19 protein-coding genes and 1 pseudogene are annotated in these 20,234 nt (G+C 69.0%); 17 read left to right on the top strand and 3 right to left on the bottom strand.

Annotation, left to right across the window (positions count from 1 at the left end):
- Window positions 1-4 precede the first annotated feature (4 nt).
- The 4 genes from aroC to aroQ are packed head-to-tail and all read left to right on the top strand — an operon-like array spanning window position 5 to window position 3,340.
- The gene (gene aroC / locus AWC14_RS02615; RefSeq protein WP_045376321.1) at window positions 5-1,213 is read left to right on the top strand and encodes a chorismate synthase; all 1,209 of its coding nucleotides are present in this window, start codon (window positions 5-7) and stop codon (window positions 1,211-1,213) included.
- Complete coding sequence (locus AWC14_RS02610; RefSeq protein ID WP_045376324.1) at window positions 1,213-1,833, top strand: shikimate kinase; 621 nt, start codon at window positions 1,213-1,215, stop codon at window positions 1,831-1,833. Before aroC ends, AWC14_RS02610 begins: the two co-directional genes overlap by 1 nt.
- Window positions 1,830-2,915, top strand: coding sequence for a 3-dehydroquinate synthase (gene aroB / locus AWC14_RS02605; protein WP_045376327.1), 1,086 nt, complete (start codon window positions 1,830-1,832; stop codon window positions 2,913-2,915). Before AWC14_RS02610 ends, aroB begins: the two co-directional genes overlap by 4 nt.
- On the top strand, window positions 2,912-3,340 hold the full coding sequence (gene aroQ / locus AWC14_RS02600; RefSeq protein ID WP_045376330.1) for a type II 3-dehydroquinate dehydratase: 429 nt from the start codon (window positions 2,912-2,914) through the stop codon (window positions 3,338-3,340). The genes aroB and aroQ overlap by 4 nt, the downstream gene beginning before the upstream one ends.
- On the opposite strand, the gene AWC14_RS02595 is transcribed toward aroQ, so the two are convergent.
- Entirely contained in the window at window positions 3,337-4,050 is a 714-nt protein-coding gene (locus AWC14_RS02595; RefSeq protein ID WP_081968050.1) for a B-4DMT family transporter, read from the bottom strand. The genes aroQ and AWC14_RS02595 overlap by 4 nt on opposite strands.
- Before the next feature lie 34 nt (window positions 4,051-4,084).
- On the opposite strand from AWC14_RS02595, the gene AWC14_RS02590 reads away from it, so the two are divergent.
- The 13 genes and pseudogenes from AWC14_RS02590 to AWC14_RS02530 all read left to right on the top strand — a co-directional run bounded on the left by AWC14_RS02590 (window position 4,085) and on the right by AWC14_RS02530 (window position 18,222).
- On the top strand, window positions 4,085-5,167 hold the full coding sequence (locus AWC14_RS02590; protein ID WP_045376333.1) for a M24 family metallopeptidase: 1,083 nt from the start codon (window positions 4,085-4,087) through the stop codon (window positions 5,165-5,167).
- Between the two features lie 15 nt (window positions 5,168-5,182).
- Window positions 5,183-5,740, top strand: coding sequence for an elongation factor P (gene efp, locus AWC14_RS02585; protein WP_045376336.1), 558 nt, complete (start codon window positions 5,183-5,185; stop codon window positions 5,738-5,740).
- A gap of 2 nt (window positions 5,741-5,742) precedes the next feature.
- On the top strand, window positions 5,743-6,225 hold the full coding sequence (gene nusB / locus AWC14_RS02580) for a transcription antitermination factor NusB (RefSeq protein WP_045376339.1): 483 nt from the start codon (window positions 5,743-5,745) through the stop codon (window positions 6,223-6,225).
- A complete protein-coding gene (locus AWC14_RS02575) occupies window positions 6,222-6,599 on the top strand; it encodes a hypothetical protein (RefSeq protein WP_045376342.1) in 378 nt (125 codons plus the stop codon). Before nusB ends, AWC14_RS02575 begins: the two co-directional genes overlap by 4 nt.
- A 67-nt stretch (window positions 6,600-6,666) precedes the next feature.
- On the top strand, window positions 6,667-9,468 hold the full coding sequence (locus AWC14_RS02570; protein ID WP_045376422.1) for an aminotransferase class I/II-fold pyridoxal phosphate-dependent enzyme: 2,802 nt from the start codon (window positions 6,667-6,669) through the stop codon (window positions 9,466-9,468).
- A 245-nt stretch (window positions 9,469-9,713) separates the two neighbouring features.
- Window positions 9,714-10,457: pseudogene (locus AWC14_RS02565) on the top strand (GntR family transcriptional regulator).
- The gene (locus AWC14_RS02560) at window positions 10,454-10,681 is read left to right on the top strand and encodes a 4Fe-4S dicluster domain-containing protein (RefSeq protein ID WP_045376345.1); all 228 of its coding nucleotides are present in this window, start codon (window positions 10,454-10,456) and stop codon (window positions 10,679-10,681) included. The pseudogene AWC14_RS02565 and the gene AWC14_RS02560 overlap by 4 nt, the downstream one beginning before the upstream one ends.
- A gap of 26 nt (window positions 10,682-10,707) precedes the next feature.
- Window positions 10,708-12,063, top strand: coding sequence for an ABC transporter substrate-binding protein (locus tag AWC14_RS02555; protein ID WP_045376348.1), 1,356 nt, complete (start codon window positions 10,708-10,710; stop codon window positions 12,061-12,063).
- Window positions 12,060-12,908 carry an ABC transporter permease gene (locus AWC14_RS02550; RefSeq protein ID WP_045376352.1) on the top strand — a complete coding sequence of 283 codons (849 nt, stop codon included), beginning with the start codon at window positions 12,060-12,062 and terminating at the stop codon, window positions 12,906-12,908. Before AWC14_RS02555 ends, AWC14_RS02550 begins: the two co-directional genes overlap by 4 nt.
- Window positions 12,905-13,645: an ABC transporter ATP-binding protein gene (locus AWC14_RS02545; RefSeq protein ID WP_045376354.1), complete on the top strand. Its 741-nt coding sequence runs from the start codon at window positions 12,905-12,907 to the stop codon at window positions 13,643-13,645. Before AWC14_RS02550 ends, AWC14_RS02545 begins: the two co-directional genes overlap by 4 nt.
- Window positions 13,642-16,338, top strand: coding sequence for a fumarate reductase/succinate dehydrogenase flavoprotein subunit (locus tag AWC14_RS02540; protein ID WP_045376356.1), 2,697 nt, complete (start codon window positions 13,642-13,644; stop codon window positions 16,336-16,338). The genes AWC14_RS02545 and AWC14_RS02540 overlap by 4 nt, the downstream gene beginning before the upstream one ends.
- A 59-nt stretch (window positions 16,339-16,397) precedes the next feature.
- Window positions 16,398-16,961, top strand: coding sequence for a TetR/AcrR family transcriptional regulator (locus tag AWC14_RS02535; RefSeq protein WP_045376358.1), 564 nt, complete (start codon window positions 16,398-16,400; stop codon window positions 16,959-16,961).
- A gap of 121 nt (window positions 16,962-17,082) precedes the next feature.
- Window positions 17,083-18,222, top strand: a complete 1,140-nt coding sequence (locus tag AWC14_RS02530; protein WP_045376425.1) for an acyl-CoA dehydrogenase family protein — start codon at window positions 17,083-17,085, stop codon at window positions 18,220-18,222.
- A gap of 74 nt (window positions 18,223-18,296) precedes the next feature.
- On the opposite strand, the gene AWC14_RS02525 is transcribed toward AWC14_RS02530, so the two are convergent.
- On the bottom strand, window positions 18,297-19,505 hold the full coding sequence (locus AWC14_RS02525; protein WP_045376360.1) for a serine hydrolase domain-containing protein: 1,209 nt from the start codon (window positions 19,503-19,505) through the stop codon (window positions 18,297-18,299).
- On the bottom strand, window positions 19,502-20,128 hold the full coding sequence (locus AWC14_RS02520; RefSeq protein WP_045376363.1) for a class I SAM-dependent methyltransferase: 627 nt from the start codon (window positions 20,126-20,128) through the stop codon (window positions 19,502-19,504). The genes AWC14_RS02525 and AWC14_RS02520 overlap by 4 nt, the downstream gene beginning before the upstream one ends.
- Between the last annotated feature and the right edge of the window lie 106 nt (window positions 20,129-20,234).

Here is a 20,234-nt window from a genome sequence, read left to right as displayed (position 1 = left end):
ACACGTGTTGCGTTGGACCACTGCCGGCGAATCCCACGGCCGCGCGCTGGTAGCCGTGCTGGAAGGCATGGTCGCCGGGGTGACCGTCACCTCCGAGGACATCGCCGCCCAGTTGGCCCGTCGTCGGCTGGGCTATGGGCGCGGCGCCCGGATGAAATTCGAGCGCGACCAGGTGACCATCCTGGCCGGGGTGCGGCACGGCAGCACGCTGGGCGGCCCGATCGCCGTCGAGATCGCCAACACCGAGTGGCCCAAGTGGGAAGAGGTGATGGCCCCCGACCCGGTGGACCCGGCAGTGCTCAGCGACGTGGCCCGCAACGCGCCGCTGACTCGGCCGCGGCCCGGCCACGCCGACTACGCCGGCATGCTCAAGTACGGCTTCGACGACGCCCGCCCGGTGCTGGAGCGGGCCAGCGCCCGCGAGACCGCCGCCCGCGTGGCGGCCGGCACCGTCGCACGGCAGTTTCTGCGGCAGGCGCTTGGCGTCGAAGTGCTCTCCCACGTCGTCTCGATCGGCGCATCAGCGCCCTACGACGGGCCGCCGCCGCAGCCCGACGACCTGCCCGCGATCGACGCCAGCCCGGTGCGTGCGTTCGGCGAAGAGGCCGAAAAATCGATGATCGCCGAGATCGAGGCCGCCAAGAAGGACGGCGACACGCTCGGCGGCGTCGTCGAGGTGGTCGGCTATGGCTTGCCCGTCGGCATCGGGTCGTTCACCAGCGGCGCCAACCGGCTGGACAGTCAGCTCGCCGCGGCGGTGATGGGCATCCAGGCGATCAAGGGCGTGGAGATCGGCGACGGGTTCCAGACCGCGCGCCGCCGCGGCAGCCGCGCCCACGACGAGATGTACCCCGGGCCCGACGGCGTCGTGCGCTCCACCAACCGGGCCGGCGGGCTTGAGGGCGGCATGACCAACGGCCAGCCCTTGAGGGTGCGCGCCGCGATGAAACCGATCTCCACCGTGCCGCGCGCACTGGCGACCGTCGACATGGCCACCGGCGACGAGGCCGTCGCCATCCACCAGCGCTCGGACGTGTGCGCGGTGCCGGCCGCGGGCGTGGTGGTCGAAACCATGGTGGCCCTGGTGCTGGCCCGCGCGGTACTGGAGAAGTTCGGCGGCGATTCGCTGGCCGAAACCCGCCGCAACGTCGAGGGTTATCTGCGTTCGGTCGCCGAACGCGAGCCTGCCACCGAAGTCCGGGCGTCCGGGTAATGGCGCCGAAGGCGGTGCTGGTGGGCTTGCCCGGGTCGGGCAAGTCCACGATCGGCCGGCGGCTGGCCAAGGCCCTCGGTGTCGAGATGCTCGACACCGACGCCGCGATCGAAGCGGAGACCGGGCGCAGCATCGCCGACATCTTCGCCGCCGACGGCGAGAAGGAATTCCGTCGCATCGAGGAGCAGGTGGTGCGCCGGGCGCTGGCCGAGCACGACGGCGTGGTGTCGCTTGGCGGCGGTGCGGTGACCACACCCGGTGTGCGTGCCGCGCTGGACGGCCACACCGTGGTCTTCCTGGAGATCAACGCCGCCGAAGGGGTGCGCCGCACCAGCGGCAACACGGCGCGCCCGCTGCTGGCCGGGCCGGACCGCGCCGAGAAGTTCCGGGCGCTGATGTCGCAGCGGGTTCCGCTGTACCGGCGAGTCGCCACGATCCGGGTCAACACCAACCGGCGCAATCCCGGCGCCGTCGTGCGCTACATCGTGTCGCGGCTGGACAATCGCGAGAAGACCGGCCGCTGCGGGCGCCGCCGACTGGAGGTCCAACCCGTGGCGCCGACCACCCCGGTCACTCCGGCCACCCTGGCCGCCGCCCGGCGCACCGAGGCGGGCAAATGACCCAGCCAGCCGCACCGGTCACCGTGCAGGTCGCCGTCGACCCGCCCTACCCGGTGGTGATCGGCACCGGTCTGCTCGGTGAGCTCGAAGAGCTGCTGGCCGGCCGGCACCGCGTCGCAATCCTGCACCAGCCGGTGCTGTCGGAGACCGCCGAGGTGATCCGGAAGCGCTTGGCGGACAACGGCATTGACGCGCACCGTATCGAAATCCCGGACGCCGAGGCGGGCAAGGATCTGCCGGTGGTGGGATTCATCTGGGAAGTGTTGGGCCGCATCGGGATTGGCCGCAAGGACGCGCTGGTCAGCCTGGGCGGGGGAGCTGCCACCGATGTCGCGGGTTTCGCCGCCGCCACCTGGCTGCGCGGCGTCGACATCGTGCACGTGCCCACCACATTGCTGGGCATGGTCGACGCCGCGATCGGCGGCAAGACCGGGATCAACACCGACGCCGGCAAGAACCTGGTCGGCGCGTTTCACCAGCCGGCCGCCGTGCTCGTCGACCTGGCGACACTGGAAACGCTGCCGCACAACGAGATCGTCGCAGGGATGGCCGAAGTGGTGAAGGCCGGATTCATCGCCGACCCGATGATCCTCGACCTGATCGAAGCCGACCCGCAGGCAGCCCTGGACCCGGCCGGTGACGTGCTGCCGGAGCTGATCCGCCGCGCGGTCACGGTCAAGGCGGAAGTCGTCGCGGCCGACGAGAAGGAATCGCAGCTGCGCGAAATCCTCAACTACGGGCACACTTTGGGGCATGCCATCGAGCGGCGGGAACGCTATCAGTGGCGCCACGGCGCCGCGGTGTCGGTGGGCCTGGTGTTCGCCGCCGAGCTGGGCCGGCTGGCGGGACGGCTCGACGACGCCACCGCAGAGCGGCACCGCAGCATCCTGAGCTCGCTGGGGTTGCCGGTCAGTTACGACGCCGACGCGCTGCCGCAGTTGCTGGAATACATGGCCGGGGACAAGAAAACCCGTTCGGGGGTCTTGCGATTCGTCGTTCTCGACGGGTTGGCCAAGCCCGGCCGGCTGGAAGGGCCGGACCCGGCGCTGCTGGCCGCGGCCTACGCGGAGGTTGGTGCATGACTCAAGTCAACGTCATCAATGGACCCAACCTCGGCCGCCTGGGCCGGCGCGAACCCGACGTCTACGGCGACGCCAGCCACGACGACCTGGTGGCGCTGATCGAGCACGAGGCCACCGAACTAGGCCTGAAAGTTGTTGTGCGGCAAAGTGACAGCGAAGCCCAATTACTGGAGTGGATCCATTCGGCGGCCGATGCGCAAGAACCGGTGATCCTCAACGCCGGCGGGCTGACCCACACGTCGGTGGCACTGCGGGATGCGTGCACAGAGCTGCGCGCACCGTTGATCGAGGTGCACATCTCCAATGTGTATGCCCGCGAAGAGTTCCGGCGGCATTCCTACCTGAGCCCGATAGCGACCGGGGTGATCGTCGGCCTGGGCGTGCAGGGCTACCTGCTGGCCCTGCGCTACCTGGCCGGCGTCTAGGACTGATCTTCGCGCTTGGACTTCTCGGTTTCGGCCTCGGCTTCGGCCGGGCGGGCTTCGGTGCGCGGCTCGACGTCGGACAGCTTGATTTCCTCCGTCGGTGACTCGCTGCCGTAGGCCGGCTGCGGCGCGGTGGTGTCTTCCCGTTCGGCCGTGGCCACCGACGACGCCTGTTGCTGATGCGCAGCGCCGCCCTGGGTGGCGGTGTCCTCGGGCCGAACCGCCGCGAACACGTCGGTGTCCACGCGGTCCTCGTCACCCCCTCCACCCCGCGGCTGCGGCGCGTACTCGCCCTTGCGGTCGACCAGCCAGCGGCCCAGCGTCGCGCCGCCGATTCCGCCCAGGAACACCAGCAGTGCGGTGAACGCGGCGAACGTGGTGACCTCGTTGATCAACCCGCCGGCGTACAGGCCCTTGTAGAGCAGCGAGATCAGCCAGGCGACCACACCGCTGACGATGCCGGCCACCAGACCGGCCAGCAGCCACACCATCGCCAGGTCGGCGCGACGGTCCGGGTCGGGCTGCACCCGCGCGTCGGCGCGCCCGTCGATCACTCCCCACACCACGATCCCGATGATGAAGAGGATGAGCAGCACAATGCTGATCAACGCGGCCTGGGTTTGAAAAGCGTTGATCAACGTCCCCTGGAACAGGCGGACGACGACCATCGCGGCGGCGTAGACCAGACCGCGCAGCATCCAGTTACTCATGGGGCCACAGCGTAGACGAGTACCGTCGTCGGGCGTGACACATTCCCAGCGTCGACACAATCTGAGTTCACGGATCGGCGCGGCCGAGCTGGACGCGATGCTGGTGACCGACCTGGTCAACGTCCGCTACCTGTCGGGTTTTACCGGCTCGAACGCTGCCCTGCTGGTCTTCGCCGACGACCGCCCGCCGGTGCTGGCCACCGACGGGCGGTATCGCACCCAGGCCGCCGAACAGGCACCCGACCTAGAGGTCGTCATCGAGCGGGCCTGCGGTCGGCACCTGGCCGGTCGCGCCGCGTCGGCGGGCGTGCGGCGGCTGGGCTTCGAAAGTCACGTGGTCACCGTCGACGGCTTCGATGCCCTGGCCGACGAGGCGGGCAGCGCCGAATTGGTCCGCGCGCCGCGAACGGTGGAAGCGCTGCGCGAGGTCAAGGACGCCGGCGAGGTCGCGCTGCTGCGGCTGGCGTGCGAGGCCGCCGACGCCGCGCTGGCCGACCTGGTCGAGCGCGGCGGGCTGCGGCCGGGCCGGACCGAACGCGAAGTGGGCCGCGAGTTGGAGTCGCTGATGCTCGACCACGGCGCCGACGGGCCGTCGTTCGAGACGATCGTCGCCGCAGGCGCCAACTCGGCGATCCCGCACCATCGCCCCACCGACGCGGTGCTGGCCGCCGGCGACTTCGTCAAGATCGACTTCGGCGCGCTGGTCGCCGGTTATCACTCCGACATGACCCGCACCTTCGTGCTGGGCCAGGCCGCCGACTGGCAGCGCGACATCTATCAACTGGTCGCCGCGGCGCAGCAGGCCGGGCGCGACGCGCTGCAACCCGGCGCGGACCTGTCCGAGGTGGACGGCGCCGCTCGCCAGGTGATCGACGACGCCGGCCACGGCGAGCATTTCGGGCACGGCCTGGGCCACGGGGTGGGCCTGCAGATCCACGAAGCGCCGGGGATCAGCGCCAGCGCCGCCGGTACACTACGGGCGGGCTCTGTGGTGACGGTGGAGCCCGGTGTCTATGTGCCCGACCGTGGCGGCGTCCGCATCGAGGACACGTTGGTCGTGGGAACGCAAGGCCCCGAATTGCTTACCCGGTTCCCCAAGGAACTGGCCATTCTCTAGGAGACGTAGAAAACCGTGGCAACGACTGCCGACTTCAAGAACGGCCTGGTGCTGGTCATCGACGGCCAGCTGTGGCAAATCGTCGAGTTCCAGCACGTCAAACCCGGCAAGGGCCCTGCGTTCGTGCGCACCAAGCTCAAGAACGTGATCTCCGGCAAGGTGGTCGACAAGACCTACAACGCCGGCGTGAAGGTGGAGACGGCCACCGTGGACCGCCGCGACACCACCTACCTGTACCGCGACGGCTCGGACTTCGTGTTCATGGACAGCGAAGACTACGAGCAGCACCACCTGCCGGAGTCCCTGGTCGGCGACGGGGCCAAGTTCCTGCTCGAAGGCATGCCGGTGCAGGTGGCCTTCCACAACGGCTCGCCGCTGTACATCGAGCTGCCGGTGACGGTCGAGTTGGAGGTCACCCACACCGAGCCCGGTTTGCAGGGCGACCGGTCCAGTGCCGGCACCAAGCCGGCGACGCTTCAGACCGGCGCGCAGATCAACGTCCCGTTGTTCATCAACACGGGCGACAAGTTGAAGGTCGACTCCCGCGACGGCAGCTACCTCGGCCGCGCCTGATCATGCCTGAGGCCAAGCCGGCGAGGCCTGTCAAAGGGCGGCATCACGCGCGCAAGCGCGCCGTCGACCTGCTGTTCGAGGCCGAGGCGCGCGGCTTGACCCCGATCGAGGCAGCCGAAGCCCGTGCCGCGCTGGCGGAGGCCAAACCGGATGTGGCGCCGCTGCACCCGTACACCGAGACGGTGGCCCGCGGCGTCACCGAGCATGCCGCTCACATCGACGACCTGATCTCGTCGCACCTGCAGGGCTGGACGCTGGAACGGCTCCCGGCGGTGGACCGGGCCATCCTGCGGGTCGCGGTGTGGGAGCTGCTGCACGCCGACGACGTGCCGGAGCCGGTCGCCGTCGACGAGGCGGTGGAGCTGGCCAAGGAGCTGTCCACCGACGATTCGCCGGGCTTCGTCAACGGGGTGCTGGGTCAGGTGATGCTGGTGACGCCGCAGATCCGGGCCGCTGCGCAAGCGGTTCGGAACCGCGAGTCATGACCCGCCTGGAGTTGCGGGTCGTCATCGCCGGCGTGCTGGCGGCGACCGTCGTGCTCGGCGCGGTGGTGTGTGCCGCGTACGGTCAGGCCGCGATCGCGGCGGCGCTGGCGATCTATGCGCTGGGTGTCGGAGCGTGGCTGTACCACTGCATCGAGCGCTACGTGGTGGCGCGGCGCATCAGCACGGTTCGTTCGGTGGCCCGGCCGTTCGCGCCGCTGCTTCCGGTGATGGCCGCGATCATGGGGCTGACCCAGGCCGTGGTCCGGTCGCTGTCCGACGTCACCGAGGTCGGGTCGCGTCGCTGGGATCTGCCGGTGCGCCGGTGGATGGCGGTCAACCGGGGCAGGGCAGGCGACGACGACCTCGACGGCTGAGTCGCCGCGTGGCGCACCGGGGCCCGAAATGCCCCCACGCCGTTCGACGGAGGGACACACTGGCGACATGGACCGTGACGGCAAGCGCCCGAGACGGCTTCGTGTTTCCGCGCTGGCGGCGGTAGCCAACCCGTCGTATTCCCGGCTGGATACCTGGAACCTGCTCGACGACGCCTGCCATCAGCTCGCCGTCGTCAACCGGGCCGGCCTGGACACCACACACGAGTTGGCCCGGGTCAAGCGCCTGCTCAAGCGGCTCGCGGCCTACGAACGGTATTGGCTGTACCCGGGCGCCGAGAATCTGGCGGCATTCCGCGAGTACCTCGACAACATGGCCACCGTACGGCTGGCCGACGAGGTGTCGCTGGCGGTGCGCCTGCTCTCCGAATACGGCGACCGGGCAGCGCTGTTCGACACGTCCGAGTCGTTGGCCGATCAGGAGCTGGTGGCACGGGCCAAGGAACAACAGTTCTACACCGTGCTGCTTGCCGACGACTCGCCGACGGCGGCCCCGGAGAGCCTGGCCGAGTGCCTGCGCGAACTGCGCGACCCGTCCGACGATGTGCAGATCGAGCTGCTGGTGGTGACCAGCGTCGAGGACGCCATCACGGCCGTCGCGCTCAACGGCGAAATCCAGGCCGCGATCATCCGCCACGACCTGCCGCTGCGATCCCGCGATCGGGTGCCGTTGATGACGACGCTGCTCGGCGCCAACGACCAGGTGATAGCCACCGACCGCACCCACGACTGGGTCGAGTGCGGCGAGTGGATGCGCGAACTGCGGCCGCACATCGACCTGTATCTGCTCACCGACGAGTCGATTGCCGCCGAAACCGAGGACGAGCCTGACGTCTACGACCGCACGTTCTACCGGCTCAACGACGTCACCGACCTATACAGCACGGTGCTCGCCGGCATCCGGAATCGTTACGCCACACCGTTTTTCGACGCGCTGCGGGCCTACGCCGCCGCGCCGGTCGGCCAGTTCCACGCCCTGCCCGTCGCGCGCGGCGCCAGCATCTTCAACTCCAAATCGCTGCACGACATGGGTGAGTTCTACGGCCGCAACATCTTCATGGCCGAGACGTCGTCGACGTCGGGCGGCCTGGACTCGCTGCTGGACCCGCACGGCGCCATCCGGGCGGCGATGGACAAGGCCGCGGTGACCTGGAACGCCAACGCGACCTACTTCGTCACCAACGGCACTTCGACGGCCAACAAGATAGTGGTGCAGGCGCTCACCCGGCCCGGCGACATCGTGCTGATCGACCGCAACTGCCACAAGTCGCATCACTACGGCCTGGTACTGGCCGGCGCGTACCCGCTATATCTGGACGCCTATCCGTTGCAGCCGTTCGCAATTTACGGCGCGGTCTCGCTGGAGACCATCAAGCAGGCGCTGCTCGAGTTGGAGGCCGCCGGCCAGCTGGGCCGGGTCCGCATGCTGCTGTTGACCAATTGCACGTTCGACGGTGTGGTCTACAACCCACGACGGGTGATGGAGGAGGTGTTGGCGATCAAGCCGGACATCTGCTTCCTGTGGGACGAAGCGTGGTACGCGTTCGCCACCGCGGTGCCGTGGGCGCGGCAGCGGACCGCGATGATCGCCGCCGAGCAACTCGAATCGATGCTGGCATCTCCGGCCTACGTCGAGGAGTACCGCACGTGGAGCGCGTCGATGGAAGGGGTCGAGCGCGCGCAGTGGGTCAACCACCGACTGCTCCCGGATCCTGCGCGCGCCCGGATCCGAGTCTACGCAACACATTCCACGCACAAGTCGCTGTCGGCGCTTCGCCAGGCGTCGATGATTCACATCCGCGACCAGGATTTCCAGGCGGTAAGCCGCGACGCCTTCGGTGAGGCGTTTTTAACTCACACCTCGACCTCGCCCAATCAGCAGCTGCTCGCGTCGCTGGACCTAGCGCGCCGTCAGGTCGACATCGAGGGCTTCGAGATGGTCCGCTACGTCTACGACATGGCGCTGGTGTTTCGGCACCGGGTCCGCAAAGACCGGTTGATCGGCAAGTGGTTTCGCATCCTCGACGAGTCCGACCTGGTGCCCGAGGAGTTTCGGCAGTCGACGGTCAGCTCGTACCGGCAGGTCCGCCAGGGCGCGCTGGCGGAGTGGAACGAGGCGTGGCGCTCGGACCAGTTCGTGCTGGACCCGACCCGGGTCACCCTGTTCATCGGGAAGACCGGCATGAACGGGTACGAGTTTCGCGAGAAGATCCTGATGAACCGGTTCGGCATCCAGATCAACAAGACGTCGATCAACAGCGTGTTGCTGATCTTCACGATCGGCGTCACCTGGTCGAGCGTGCATTACCTGCTCGACGCGCTGCGGCGGGTGGCCGCCGACTTCGAGCGCAGCCAATCCGCGGCCGGCAAGGAAGATCGCATTCTGCACCAGCGCCGGGTCGAGGAGATCACCGAGGATCTGCCGGCGCTGCCGGACTTCAGCGAATTCGACGACGCGTTCCGCCCCGAGAGCGCCTGCTCGTTCGGCGACATGCGGTCGGCTTTTTACGCCGGATACGAGGATTCCGACCGCGAACACGTCCAGCTCGGCGCCGCCGGACGCCGGCTCGCCGAGGGAAAACCGTTGGTGTCCACCACGTTTGTGGTGCCCTACCCACCGGGCTTCCCAGTGCTGGTTCCCGGCCAGGTGATCTCCAAGGAGATCCTGTACTTCCTCGCCGAGCTCGACGTGAAAGAGATCCACGGCTACAACCCCGAGCTCGGACTGTCGGTCTTCACCGAGGCGGCGCTGCAACGCATGGCCAACACCAGACGCGCCGTCGCCCAGGCAAGCGGCAACGGCAAGACGTCGGAGGTCGCGGTCGCGTCCACCCGGGCCATCCTCGGCTAGCCCCCTCCTCCTGCCGCGACCGTGCGTCCCCCGGTCGACACGCCGGGGTGATCGCCGGATTTGCGCAGGCTCGCGCGGAACATTTCGCTCAGCCGGATCAGAAACCAGGGCGGTGGCGTGATTGTGCGCTGAACGCAGGTTTGTGCTGATGGCTGCTCACCCAAGAGTGGCGCAATACGTTTGAGCTTGCCCAAGGCCGCAAATCGCTGGCCAGGACACATCTCGGGCGCCGATAGCGTGACGGCGTGGCCCTTGCCGTACCGCTGCCGATTCCGCCGGCCCCGCGCCGACCGCGCGCGCCTGGTCGCCGACGTGTTGCGGCATCAGATCCACACCGGCGCCTACGACCACGGGCTGCCACCGAGCAGCAACTGGCAGGAGAGTTCTTCGTCTCCCGCAACACGATTCGGGAAGCGCTTGCGGTCCTGAAGAACGAGGGGCTGATCGATTGCGGACCGCGCATCGGAACCCATGTCGCGCAGCGCAAATACGACCACGGGCTCGACACGCTGTTGGGTCTGAAGGAAACCTTCAAGGGCTACGGCGAGGTCCGCAACGAGGTGCGCGCGGCCATGACGGTCGCCGCCCCGCCGTCCGTGGCGCAGCGGCTGCAACTGTCGCCCGGCCAGCAGGTGGTGTTCATCGAACGACTGCGTTACCTCGGCGGGCTGCCGCTCAGCCTGGACCTGCCCTACCTGGCGCCCGACATCGGCGGCGAGATCCTGAACCAGCCGCTGGAGACCAACGACGTGTTCGCCCTCATCGAGCAAGTCAGCGGCCGTCGGCTCGGCTCGGCGAGCCTGGCGCTGGAGGCCATTCCCGCCGACCCCCATTCCGCGGCGGCCCTGCAGGCGCCCGACGGCGCGGCGCTGCTCATGCTGGAACACCTCACCAGCCTCGATGATGGCAGACCTGTTGACCTGGAATACATCCGGATGCGCGGTGATCGAATCACCATGCGCGGCAGCCTTGTTAGGAGTTCGACGTGACACTGGTCAATCAGCGCGCCGACGTCCCGGTGACCATCGACGAGTCGCTGTGCATCGACGGCTGCACGTTGTGCGTCGACATCTGCCCGCTGGACTCGCTGGCCATCAACCCCGACACCGGCAAGGCCTTCATGCACGTCGACGAGTGTTGGTACTGCGGCCCATGCGCGGCCCGCTGTCCGACCGGCGCGGTGACCGTCAACATGCCCTACTTGATCCGCTGAGATTCACCGAGCGCCAGGACATTTCCATGAGACGATCCGCCGTCATAGCGGCCTCGCTTGCGCTGCTTGCCGCCGGTTGCGCGCTGACCTCCACCGATGCCGTCAACGTCGTCGTCGGCTACCAGTCCAAGACCATCAACACGGTGACCGCAGGCACGATGCTGCGCGCCCAGGGTTATCTGGAACGCCGGCTCGACGACATCAGCAAACGCACCGGCACGAAATACCGTGTCACATGGCAGGATTACGACACCGGCGCCCCGATCACCGCCCAGATGGTCGCCGAGAAAATCGACATCGGCTCGATGGGCGACTACCCGATGCTGATCAACGGCTCCAAGACCCAGGCCAACGAGCGTGCCCGCACCGAGATCGTCTCGGTCACCGGCTACCAGCCCAAGGGCGCACTGAACATGGTCGTGGTGACGCCCGCGTCGACAGCGGGGGCGATCACCGACCTGGCTGGGAAGAAGGTCTCCGCCAGCATCGGCTCGGCCGGTCACGGCACCCTCGTGCGGGCGTTGTCCAACGCCGGCATCAACCCGACCACCGGCGTCGAGGTATTCAACCAGCAGCCGCAGGTGGGGGCTTCGGCGCTGGAATCCGGTCAGGTGCAAGGACTTTCGCAGTTCGTGGCCTGGCCCGGCCTGCTGGTCTACCAGGGCAAGGCCAAGCTGCTCTACGACGGCGCCGAGCTGAACTACCCGACGCTGCACGGCGTCGTGGTGCGCCGCGCCTACGCCGCCGCCCACCCGGAGGTGCTCGACGCCTTCCTGCAGGCGCAGCTCGACGCGACCGACTTCATCAACACCAAGCCGCTGGAGGCGGCACGCATCGTCGCGCAAGCCAGCGGACTGCCGCAGGAAGTGGTCTACCTCTACAACGGCCCGGGCGGCACTGCGTTCGACACCACGCTCAAGAAGCCGCTGGTTGATGCTCTGAAAGGCGATGTGCCGTACCTGAAGTCGATCGGCGACTTCGCCGACCTCGACGTCGGCGGTTTCGTCCAGGACGCGCCGCTGCGGGCGGCGTTCGCCACCCGAAAGCTTGACTACGACAATGCGGTGGGCCAAATCGACCAGCCATCGCTGACCGGCGGTGAGGTGTGGGTCGACGGATCGGACACCACCCTGTCGGTGGCCGACCCGAACGCGCTGCTGCGGGCCGTGCGCGACGCCACGGCCCGCGGCGGGCGCGTGCGCGCGGCGTACGTACACGACGCCGAATTCGGCACCCGCTGGTTCGCCGACAAATCGGTGTGGGTCCGCGACGGCGCGAACTATCTACCGTTCGACACCACGGCGGGCGCGCACCGCTACGTCGCCGCGCACCCGGGCAGTGTCGCGGTCGACTACCAGCAAGCGCTGGCGGGTGCGGCATGACCGCCGTCGAGATCGGCGCCCCGGCGGCACTCACGCCCGTCACCGCGCTGCCGCGCCGAGGCCGCTCGCGGTGGCGGTCGCGGCTGCTGCGGGTGGCGTCGGTGGCCGCCGCGATCGGGCTGTGGCAGTTGCTCACCGCCGGCAACGTGCGGCTGTGGCTGCGGTTCGACACGCTGCCAACGGTCACCGAGATCGTGAGCGCGCTGGCCCGTCGGCTTGCGACCGACGGATACTGGCTTGACTTGGGGCAGTCGCTGATTCGCATCCTGACCGGCTTCGGGCTGGCCGCGGTAGTCGGTGTCGGCACCGGCATCCTGCTGGGCCGGTCCCGGTTGTTCGCCGACGTGTTCGGCCCGCTGACCGAGTTGACCCGGCCGATCCCGGCGATCGCGGTGGTGCCGGTGGCGATCCTGCTGTTTCCCACCGACGAGGCCGGCATCGTGTTCATCACGTTCCTGGCGGCCTACTTCCCGATCATGGTCAGCACCCGGCATGCGGTGCGCGCGTTGCCCACGCTATGGGAGGACTCGGTGCGCACCCTGGGCGGTGGCCGGTGGGACGTGCTCACCCGCGTCGTACTGCCCGGCATCCTGCCCGGCGTGTTCGGCGGCCTGTCGGTCGGCATGGGCGTGGCGTGGATCTGCGTCATCTCCGCGGAGATGATCTCCGGCCGCCTCGGTGTCGGATACCGCACCTGGCAGGCCTACACGGTGCTGGCCTATCCCGACGTGTTCGTCGGCATCATCACCATCGGGGTGCTCGGCTTCGCCACCGCAGCGGCGGTGGAGTTGGTGGGCCGCCGGGTGACCCGTTGGCTTCCGCGCGGTGAGGAGAACGCCCGATGACCGCCGGCATGAGTCTCGAGCTGGATCGAATCCGGTTGTCCTACAACGCGTCTCCGGTGATCGAGGGTCTCAGCCTGACCGTGCGGCCGGGGGAGATCCTGGTCCTAACCGGGCCGTCGGGTTGCGGCAAGACGACGGTGTTGCGCGCACTGGCCGGGCTGCTGAGACCCGACGCCGGCCGAGTCCTGGCCGACGGCGCCGAGGTCACCACCACCTCCGGCGACCGCGGCGTGGTGTTCCAGGACAACGCGCTATTGCCGTGGCGCAGTGTGCGTTCCAACATCGAGCTCGCGCTGCGGCTGCGCGGCGAGCCGCGCGCCACCCGGCGCGCCCAGGCCGACCGGTGGATCGCCGAGCTCGGGCTGACCGGCTTCGGCGATTACCTGCCCAAGAACCTCTCCGGCGGCATGCGGCAGCGCGTCCAGCTGGCCCGCGGCCTGGCCGGAGCGCCGCGGGCGGTAATGATGGACGAGCCGTTCGGCGCGTTGGACACCCAGACCCGCGCCGCGATGCAGCGGCTGCTGATCGACACCTGGCGCACCCACCCCACGACGATCGTGTTCGTCACCCACGACGTCGACGAAGCGCTGGTGCTGGGCGACCGGGTCGCGGTGCTCGGCCGGGCCGGGCAGCCGCTGCGCGCGCTCATCGACGTACCCGCCCCCCGCAGCGCCGTCGCCCCGTCCGCGCTACGAGCCGAAATCGTTGCCGCACTTGAATACTCGGTGGCAGCATGATCGAGATTCCCGACCCTGCGGCGCCAGCCAGGCTCGACTGCGACGTGCTGGTCATCGGCGGCGGCACCGCCGGCACCATGGCCGCGCTGACCGCCGCCGAACACGGCGCCCAGGTGCTGCTGCTGGAGAAGGCGCACGTGCGCCACTCCGGCGCCTTGGCGATGGGCATGGACGGCGTCAACAACGCCGTCATCCCCGGGAAGGCCGAACCGGAGGACTACGTCGCCGAAATCACCCGCGCCAACGACGGAATCGTCAACCAGCGCACCATCTACCAGACCGCCACCCGGGGCTTCGCGATGGTGCAGCGGCTCGAGCGCTACGGCGTCAAGTTCGAAAAGGACGAACACGGCGAATACGCGGTGCGCCGGGTACACCGCTCCGGCTCCTACGTGTTGCCGATGCCCGAGGGCAAGGACGTCAAGAAGGCGCTGTACCGGGTGCTGAGGCAACGCTCGATGCGCGAGAAGATCCGCATCGAGAACCGGCTGATGCCGGTGCGGGTGCTCGTGCAGGACGGCCGCGCGGTCGGCGCTGCCGCATTGCACACCAGGACAGGCGAATTCGTTGCCGTCGGCGCCAAGGCCGTCATACTGGCGACCGGGGCGTGCGGCCGGCTGGGACTGCCCGCGTCGGGGTACCTGTACGGCACCTACGAGAACCCGACCAACGCCGGCGACGGATACTCGATGGCCTACCACGCCGGTGCGGAGCTGTCCGGCATCGAGTGTTTCCAGGTCAACCCGCTGATCAAGGACTACAACGGCCCGGCGTGCGCCTACGTGGCCAACCCGTTCGGCGGATACCAGGTCAACGCGCTGGGGGAGCGGTTCGTCGACTCCGACTACTGGTCGGGGCAGATGATGGCCGAGGTCCGCAGCGAGATCGAATCCGCCCGCGGGCCGATCTATCTGAAGGTCTCGTATCTGCCGGACGAGACGCTGACGGCGCTGGAGAACATCCTGCACACCACCGAACGGCCGACCCGCGGCACTTTTCACGCCAACCGCGGGCACGACTACCGCACGCACGATATCGAGATGCACATCTCCGAAATCGGCCTGTGCAGTGGACATTCCGCGTCCGGAGTGTGGGTCGACGAGCATGCGCGGACCACGGTGCCCGGGCTGTACGCCGCCGGGGACCTGGCCTGTGTGCCGCACAACTACATGATCGGCGCGTTCGTGTTCGGCGACCTGGCCGGGGCACATGCGGCGTCGACGCTCGCCGAAGTGCCCGCACCGCAAGCTCTTCCACGAGACCAGTTGGGCGAGGCCCACGAGCTGATCTACCGGCCCCTGCGCCATCCCGACGGGCCGCCGCAACCCCAGGTGGAATACAAGCTGCGGCGGTTCGTCAACGACTACGTGGCGCCGCCCAAAACAGCGGCCAAACTGTCGATCGCGGTGCGGACCTTCGAGCGGATGCGCGACGAGATCGCCGAGATGGGTGCCCGCACGCCGCACGAGCTGATGCGCGCCGTCGAGGTGTCGTTCATCCGGGACTGTGCCGAGTTGGCGGCCCGCTCGTCGCTGACCCGCACCGAGTCGCGGTGGGGCCTCTACCACCAACGCTCCGACCTGCCCGCGCGCGACGACCAGCAATGGGGCTACCACCTCAACGTGCACAAGGGCGCCGACGGGTCGATGCAGTTCATCAAGCGGCCGGTGGCGCCGTATTTCATCTCGGTGCCGGGACTGGAGGCCGTGCCGCCCGCAGACCAAACCGCATACCCGGTGCAGCAGCCAGCGTTGGTCGGCGGTCAGGCACCGCTCACCACCCGGTCGCGGATCAGCGCCACAGCGTCTAGCGAGCCGCCGTCGCCGCGGATCGCCGCCGTGCTGGCAATCGAGGAACCGACCGTCGCGAAACTGGCCGGTTTTCTTGCCGATTCGGACGCCGGGGTGCGGCGCACGGCGGTCAGCACGCTGACCGAACACACACCAGACGGCTACGCCGCGGCGCTGCTGGAAGCTCTCGACGACACCGACCCTGGCGTGCGGCGGGTCGCCGCCGAAGGCGTACGCGAGCTCGTCGAAGTGCTTCCGCAACCCGAAGCCGGACGCGCGTATCTGACGTCGGCCGACCCGGTGGTCCGGGCCGTGGCCGTCTATCTGCTGGCCGCGCGTCGCGCCGGCGAGGCCGGGCAATACCGCTGGGCGCTCGACGACCCCGATCACCGGGTGCGGATCGAAGCGGTGCGGGCACTGGTCTCCGTCGACGACGCCGACGGGGTGGCCGCAGCCGCCGGCGACGACAACCGGGAGGTCCGCATCGTCGCCGCCAACGGTCTGGCCACGCTGGGCTGCGGGGTGGCCACCGTCCGCGGGTTGATCGCCGACGCGGACCCGCTGGTGCGCGCGGCCGCACTCGCGGCGCTCAGCGAACTGGGTTGCGGCGCCGACGATGTGGCCGCCGTCGAGCAGGCGCTGCGGGCGCCGGCCTGGCAGGTGCGCGAAGGCGCCGCGAAAGCGCTGTCGGGCGCCGCAGCCGAGGTTGCCGTCCCGCGGCTCAGCGCGGCGCTGGCCGACGAGCACCTCGACGTGCGCAAGGCGGCGGTGCTCAGCCTGACCCGGTGGGCGGGGTCGGACGTCGCCGCGCGCGATGCGCTGGGCATTGCGCTCAAGGACGACGACGCCGACGTCCGGGCCTATGCTCGCCGCGCGTTGGCCGCCTCATCGTCCAACATATGACATTCGCGTCAAATTAGTGCATTCAGCGGCCGCGGAACTCACTAGGCTTAATCAACGTGGTGACTTCGGCTGGCTCGTCCAATTCGCGGCTGTCCGTGGATGACTGGGTGCAGGAAGGCTTCCGGGTCCTCGCAGAGGACGGCCTCAAGGGGCTGACCCTGGACCGGCTGTGCCGCCGGCTCGGTGTGACCAAGGGCAGCTTCTACTGGCACTTCAGCGACATGAAGGCCTACCGCAAAGCGCTGATCGACACCTGGGCGGCGGTCCGCGACGAGGACCGCTGGTATTTCGACGACCTGGCCGGCGACCCGCCCCGGCAGCGGCTGTCCCGGATGATGACCGCGCTGGTCGGGCCCCGGCACTGGATGCTGGAGCGTGCGATGCGGGAGTGGGCGCGTTCGGAGGAGATGGTCGCCAAGGCGGTGCGGGCATCCGACGAGCGGGTGGTCGACGCCGTGCGGCAGGCATTCCTCGACGACGGCTTCGACCCGGAGGAGGCCGACATGCGCGCCAACGCGACGTTCGCCGCCGGCATCGGATTTCTGCACCTGTCCGGGTCGCGGCCCAGCCCCCGCGCGGCCGGCCGTCGCGAGGACTTCATCGAGGTGATGCTGCGGCACTGACGGCACTGCGCCCACAGCGGCGAAACTGCGCACAGCGCGCGGTTTTTCGCGCGTGGAGGCCGTGACCGCAGTCTCGATCGGATGGCAATACCATACCAAAAGGTATGGTACGGTCCTGGCCATGATTACCGCGGACTTCGTCACCAGCCTGGCCGAACGTGCTGGTGAAGCGGAAAAGCTGCGACGGCTGCCGCAGGCCACCGTCGACGACTACCGCCGATCCGGGCTGGCGCGGCTGCTGATGCCGGCGCGCTACGGCGGACGACAGGCCGAGTTTCCCGAAATCTTCGACGTGGTACGGCAAATGGCGCACGGTTGTGCGTCCAGCGCCTGGACGCTGGGCTTCTACACCCTGCACAACTGGATGCTCGCTTTGCTGAGCGAGCAGGCCCAGGACGAGGTGTTCGCCGACGGCCCGGTGCTGTGCCCGGCGCCGCTGGCTCCGACCGGGCGAGGGGTACCGGTCGACGGCGGCATCCGGCTGTCGGGGCGATGGTCCTGGGCCACCGGTGTGATGGACGCCGACTGGGTGCTGGTCGGGGCTCTCTGCGACCCCGAGGGCAGCCCGTATCCGGCGCTGGTGCTGCTGCCGGCGTCCGACGTCCGCATCGAGGACGTCTGGCACGTCGCCGGGATGTGCGCCACCGGCTCCAACGACGTCGTCGTCGACGACGCGTGGGTCCCCGGCCATCGGCTGGTCAAGGTCGTCGACATCTACAGCGGCACCACGCCGGGCGCTGCGCTACACGACGCCCCGGTGTACCGCTGGCCGATGGTGCCCGCTTTGGCGCTGACCGCGGCGATGCCGGCGCTGGGCTCGGCCGAACTGGTCGCCGACACCTACGCCCGCCGACTCGGCGAGCGGGTGCTGGCGTATTCCGGTGTGGCGCAAAAGGATCAGCCTGCCTCGCAAATCCGACTGGGCGAGGCGCGGGTGCGGCTGCGTGCCCTGCACGCCTTGCTCGACGACACCGCGAACCGGATCCAGTCCGCCGTGTGCGCCGGTCAGCGGGTCAGCCGCGCCGCGCGCGCCGACGCCCGGGCCGCGGCCGCGCACATCGTGCACGAGTCCCGGTCGGTGATCGCCGACCTGCTGGAGGCGTCGGGGGCCAGCGCGCAGTTCCTGGACAACCCGTTGCAGCGGGCCAAGCGCGACGTCGACGTCATCTCCGGGCATGTGGTGTTCGACTACGACGTCAGCCGCGAACTGGCCGGCGCGCTGGAGATCGGCGCCAAAGTCTCGCCGATCGCGATGATCTAGGCCCGGCGAGCAGACGCACAATGCTCCAAAACCTCGGCGTGTCAGGCGATTTCGCGTCTGCTCGCGGCTAAACGCTACAGCCCCAGCGCCTGGTAGGTGCGGCGGACGAATTTCGGTTGCACCGCTTGCAGTCTCGCCTGCGACGTGTTTCCGGCGACGGCTGCGGCGGCAGCGTCGGTGGACAGGGTGGGCATGTTCTGCACGAGGTACAGCAGGATCAGCTCGGCGGCGGGATCGGCCTGCCACCACGTGCCGTATGCACCGGGCCAGCTGAACGTTCCGAGTCCACCGGGCCCGAACAACGGCGTCGACTTCGCCGGATCGGTGACCACCGACAGGTTCAACCCGAACCCGCGGCCGATCCAGAACGGCGCCCCCAGGAAAGAATGCCGCTTCTGCTCGTCGGTGAGCCGGTCGGTGCGCATCGCCCGCACCGACTCTTCCGAGAGCACCCGCACGCCGTCGAGAGTGCCGCCACGCAACAGCATTTCGACGAACCGCAGGTAGTCGTCGGCGGTCGACCATAACCCGCCGCCGGCATTGGGGAATGCCGGCGGCGTCAGGTGAGGCGGCCCCATCACGTCGTGGCGCAGTTGGTTGTTCTCGTCGAGCCGGTACATCGTCGCAGCCCGACGGCGGCCCTCGGCCGAGACGCAGAAGCCGGTGTCGACCATGCCCAGCGGCTGCAGGATTCGTTCCTCGAGCACGTGGTGGAACGGCTTGCCCTCGATGCGCGACACCAACACCCCGAGCACGTCGATCGAATGGCTGTAGGTCAGCCGCTCACCGGGCTGATGCACCAGGGGCAGCTCGCCGAGCGCAGCCAGCCAGACGTCGGGGCCCTGCCCGAACGGCAGCCGCACGTACGCCCGCGAGATCGGTCCGCCGACCGAGAATCCGTACGCCAGCCCACTGGTGTGGGTGAGCAGGTCCGCGACCAGAATCGCCCGCTGCGCCGGATGGGTCTGGTCCAGCGGACCGTTGGGGTCGTCGAGCACTCGCATGTCGGCCAGTTCGGGTAGCCAGCGCGCGACCGGGTCGGCCAGCGCCAGCTTGCCCTCGTCGACCAGCGTCATCGCCGCGGCGACCGTGACCGGCTTGGTCATCGACGCGATCCGAAACAGCGTGTCGCGCTGCATCGGTAGTCCGGCGTCGATGTCGCGGTAACCGATCTCGTTGACCTGCAACACTTTTCCGTGCTGCCACACCACCGTGAGCGCGCCCGCCAGCAGGCGGGCGTCGCAGGCCGCGCGGATCGAGGCCTGGTTTCCGTCGAGATTCATGAGCGCCGTCGCGCCTGGACGTACCAGAACGCCATCTCGCCGCCCCACCCTTCGCGGTACACCGTGGCCGGTTCCAGCGACACAATGTCCCAGCCGGCGCCGCCGAGAACGTCGCGCAATGTCTGCTCGGACACCGCCGGGCGCGGTTGCTCAGGGTCCGGTGGCTTGGCATCGGAGAAGCAGCTGAGTAACAACGTGGCGCCCTCGCGAGTCGCCCGGTGCACGGCGCGGGCGTAGCTGCGTTTGCCGTCCTCGTCGAGGCAATGGAACATGCCGCTGTCGATGACGGTGTCGAACGCGTCGGTGTAGCCGTCCAACCGTGTGGCGTCGGCCACTGCGAACGTCACCTCCACGCCGGCATCCGTCGCGCGCCGCTCGGCGGTGCTCAGCGCGGTCGGGGAGATGTCCATCCCGGTCACCCTGAATCCGTGCCGCGCCAGGTAGACGGCGTTGTCGCCGAGGCCACAGCCCACGTCGAGAACGTCGCCGTGCACCAGACCCTGCTCATGCCAGCCCACCACATTCTCCTTGGGCGCCTTGGTGTCCCAGGGCGGCGCGCTCTCCTCGCGGTAGAGAGCGTCGAAATCGATGCGCGGAAAACCGGAGATTCCAGAGCCTGTCATTTTTGCCAGACTAGCGGCGATCGCAAGCGCGGCGGAGCCGGGCGCAGCGGGTCGCCGCGCACCGGACCCGCCTGCAGTGCTACGCTGCCCGGCAGTCGACATCCTT

The sequence above is a fragment of the Mycobacterium kyorinense genome (assembly GCF_002101735.1).
Lineage (GTDB): Bacteria > Actinomycetota > Actinomycetes > Mycobacteriales > Mycobacteriaceae > Mycobacterium > Mycobacterium kyorinense.
Note: the sequence above shows the minus strand (reverse complement) of the source record. Positions and strands in the feature narration are given on the sequence as shown.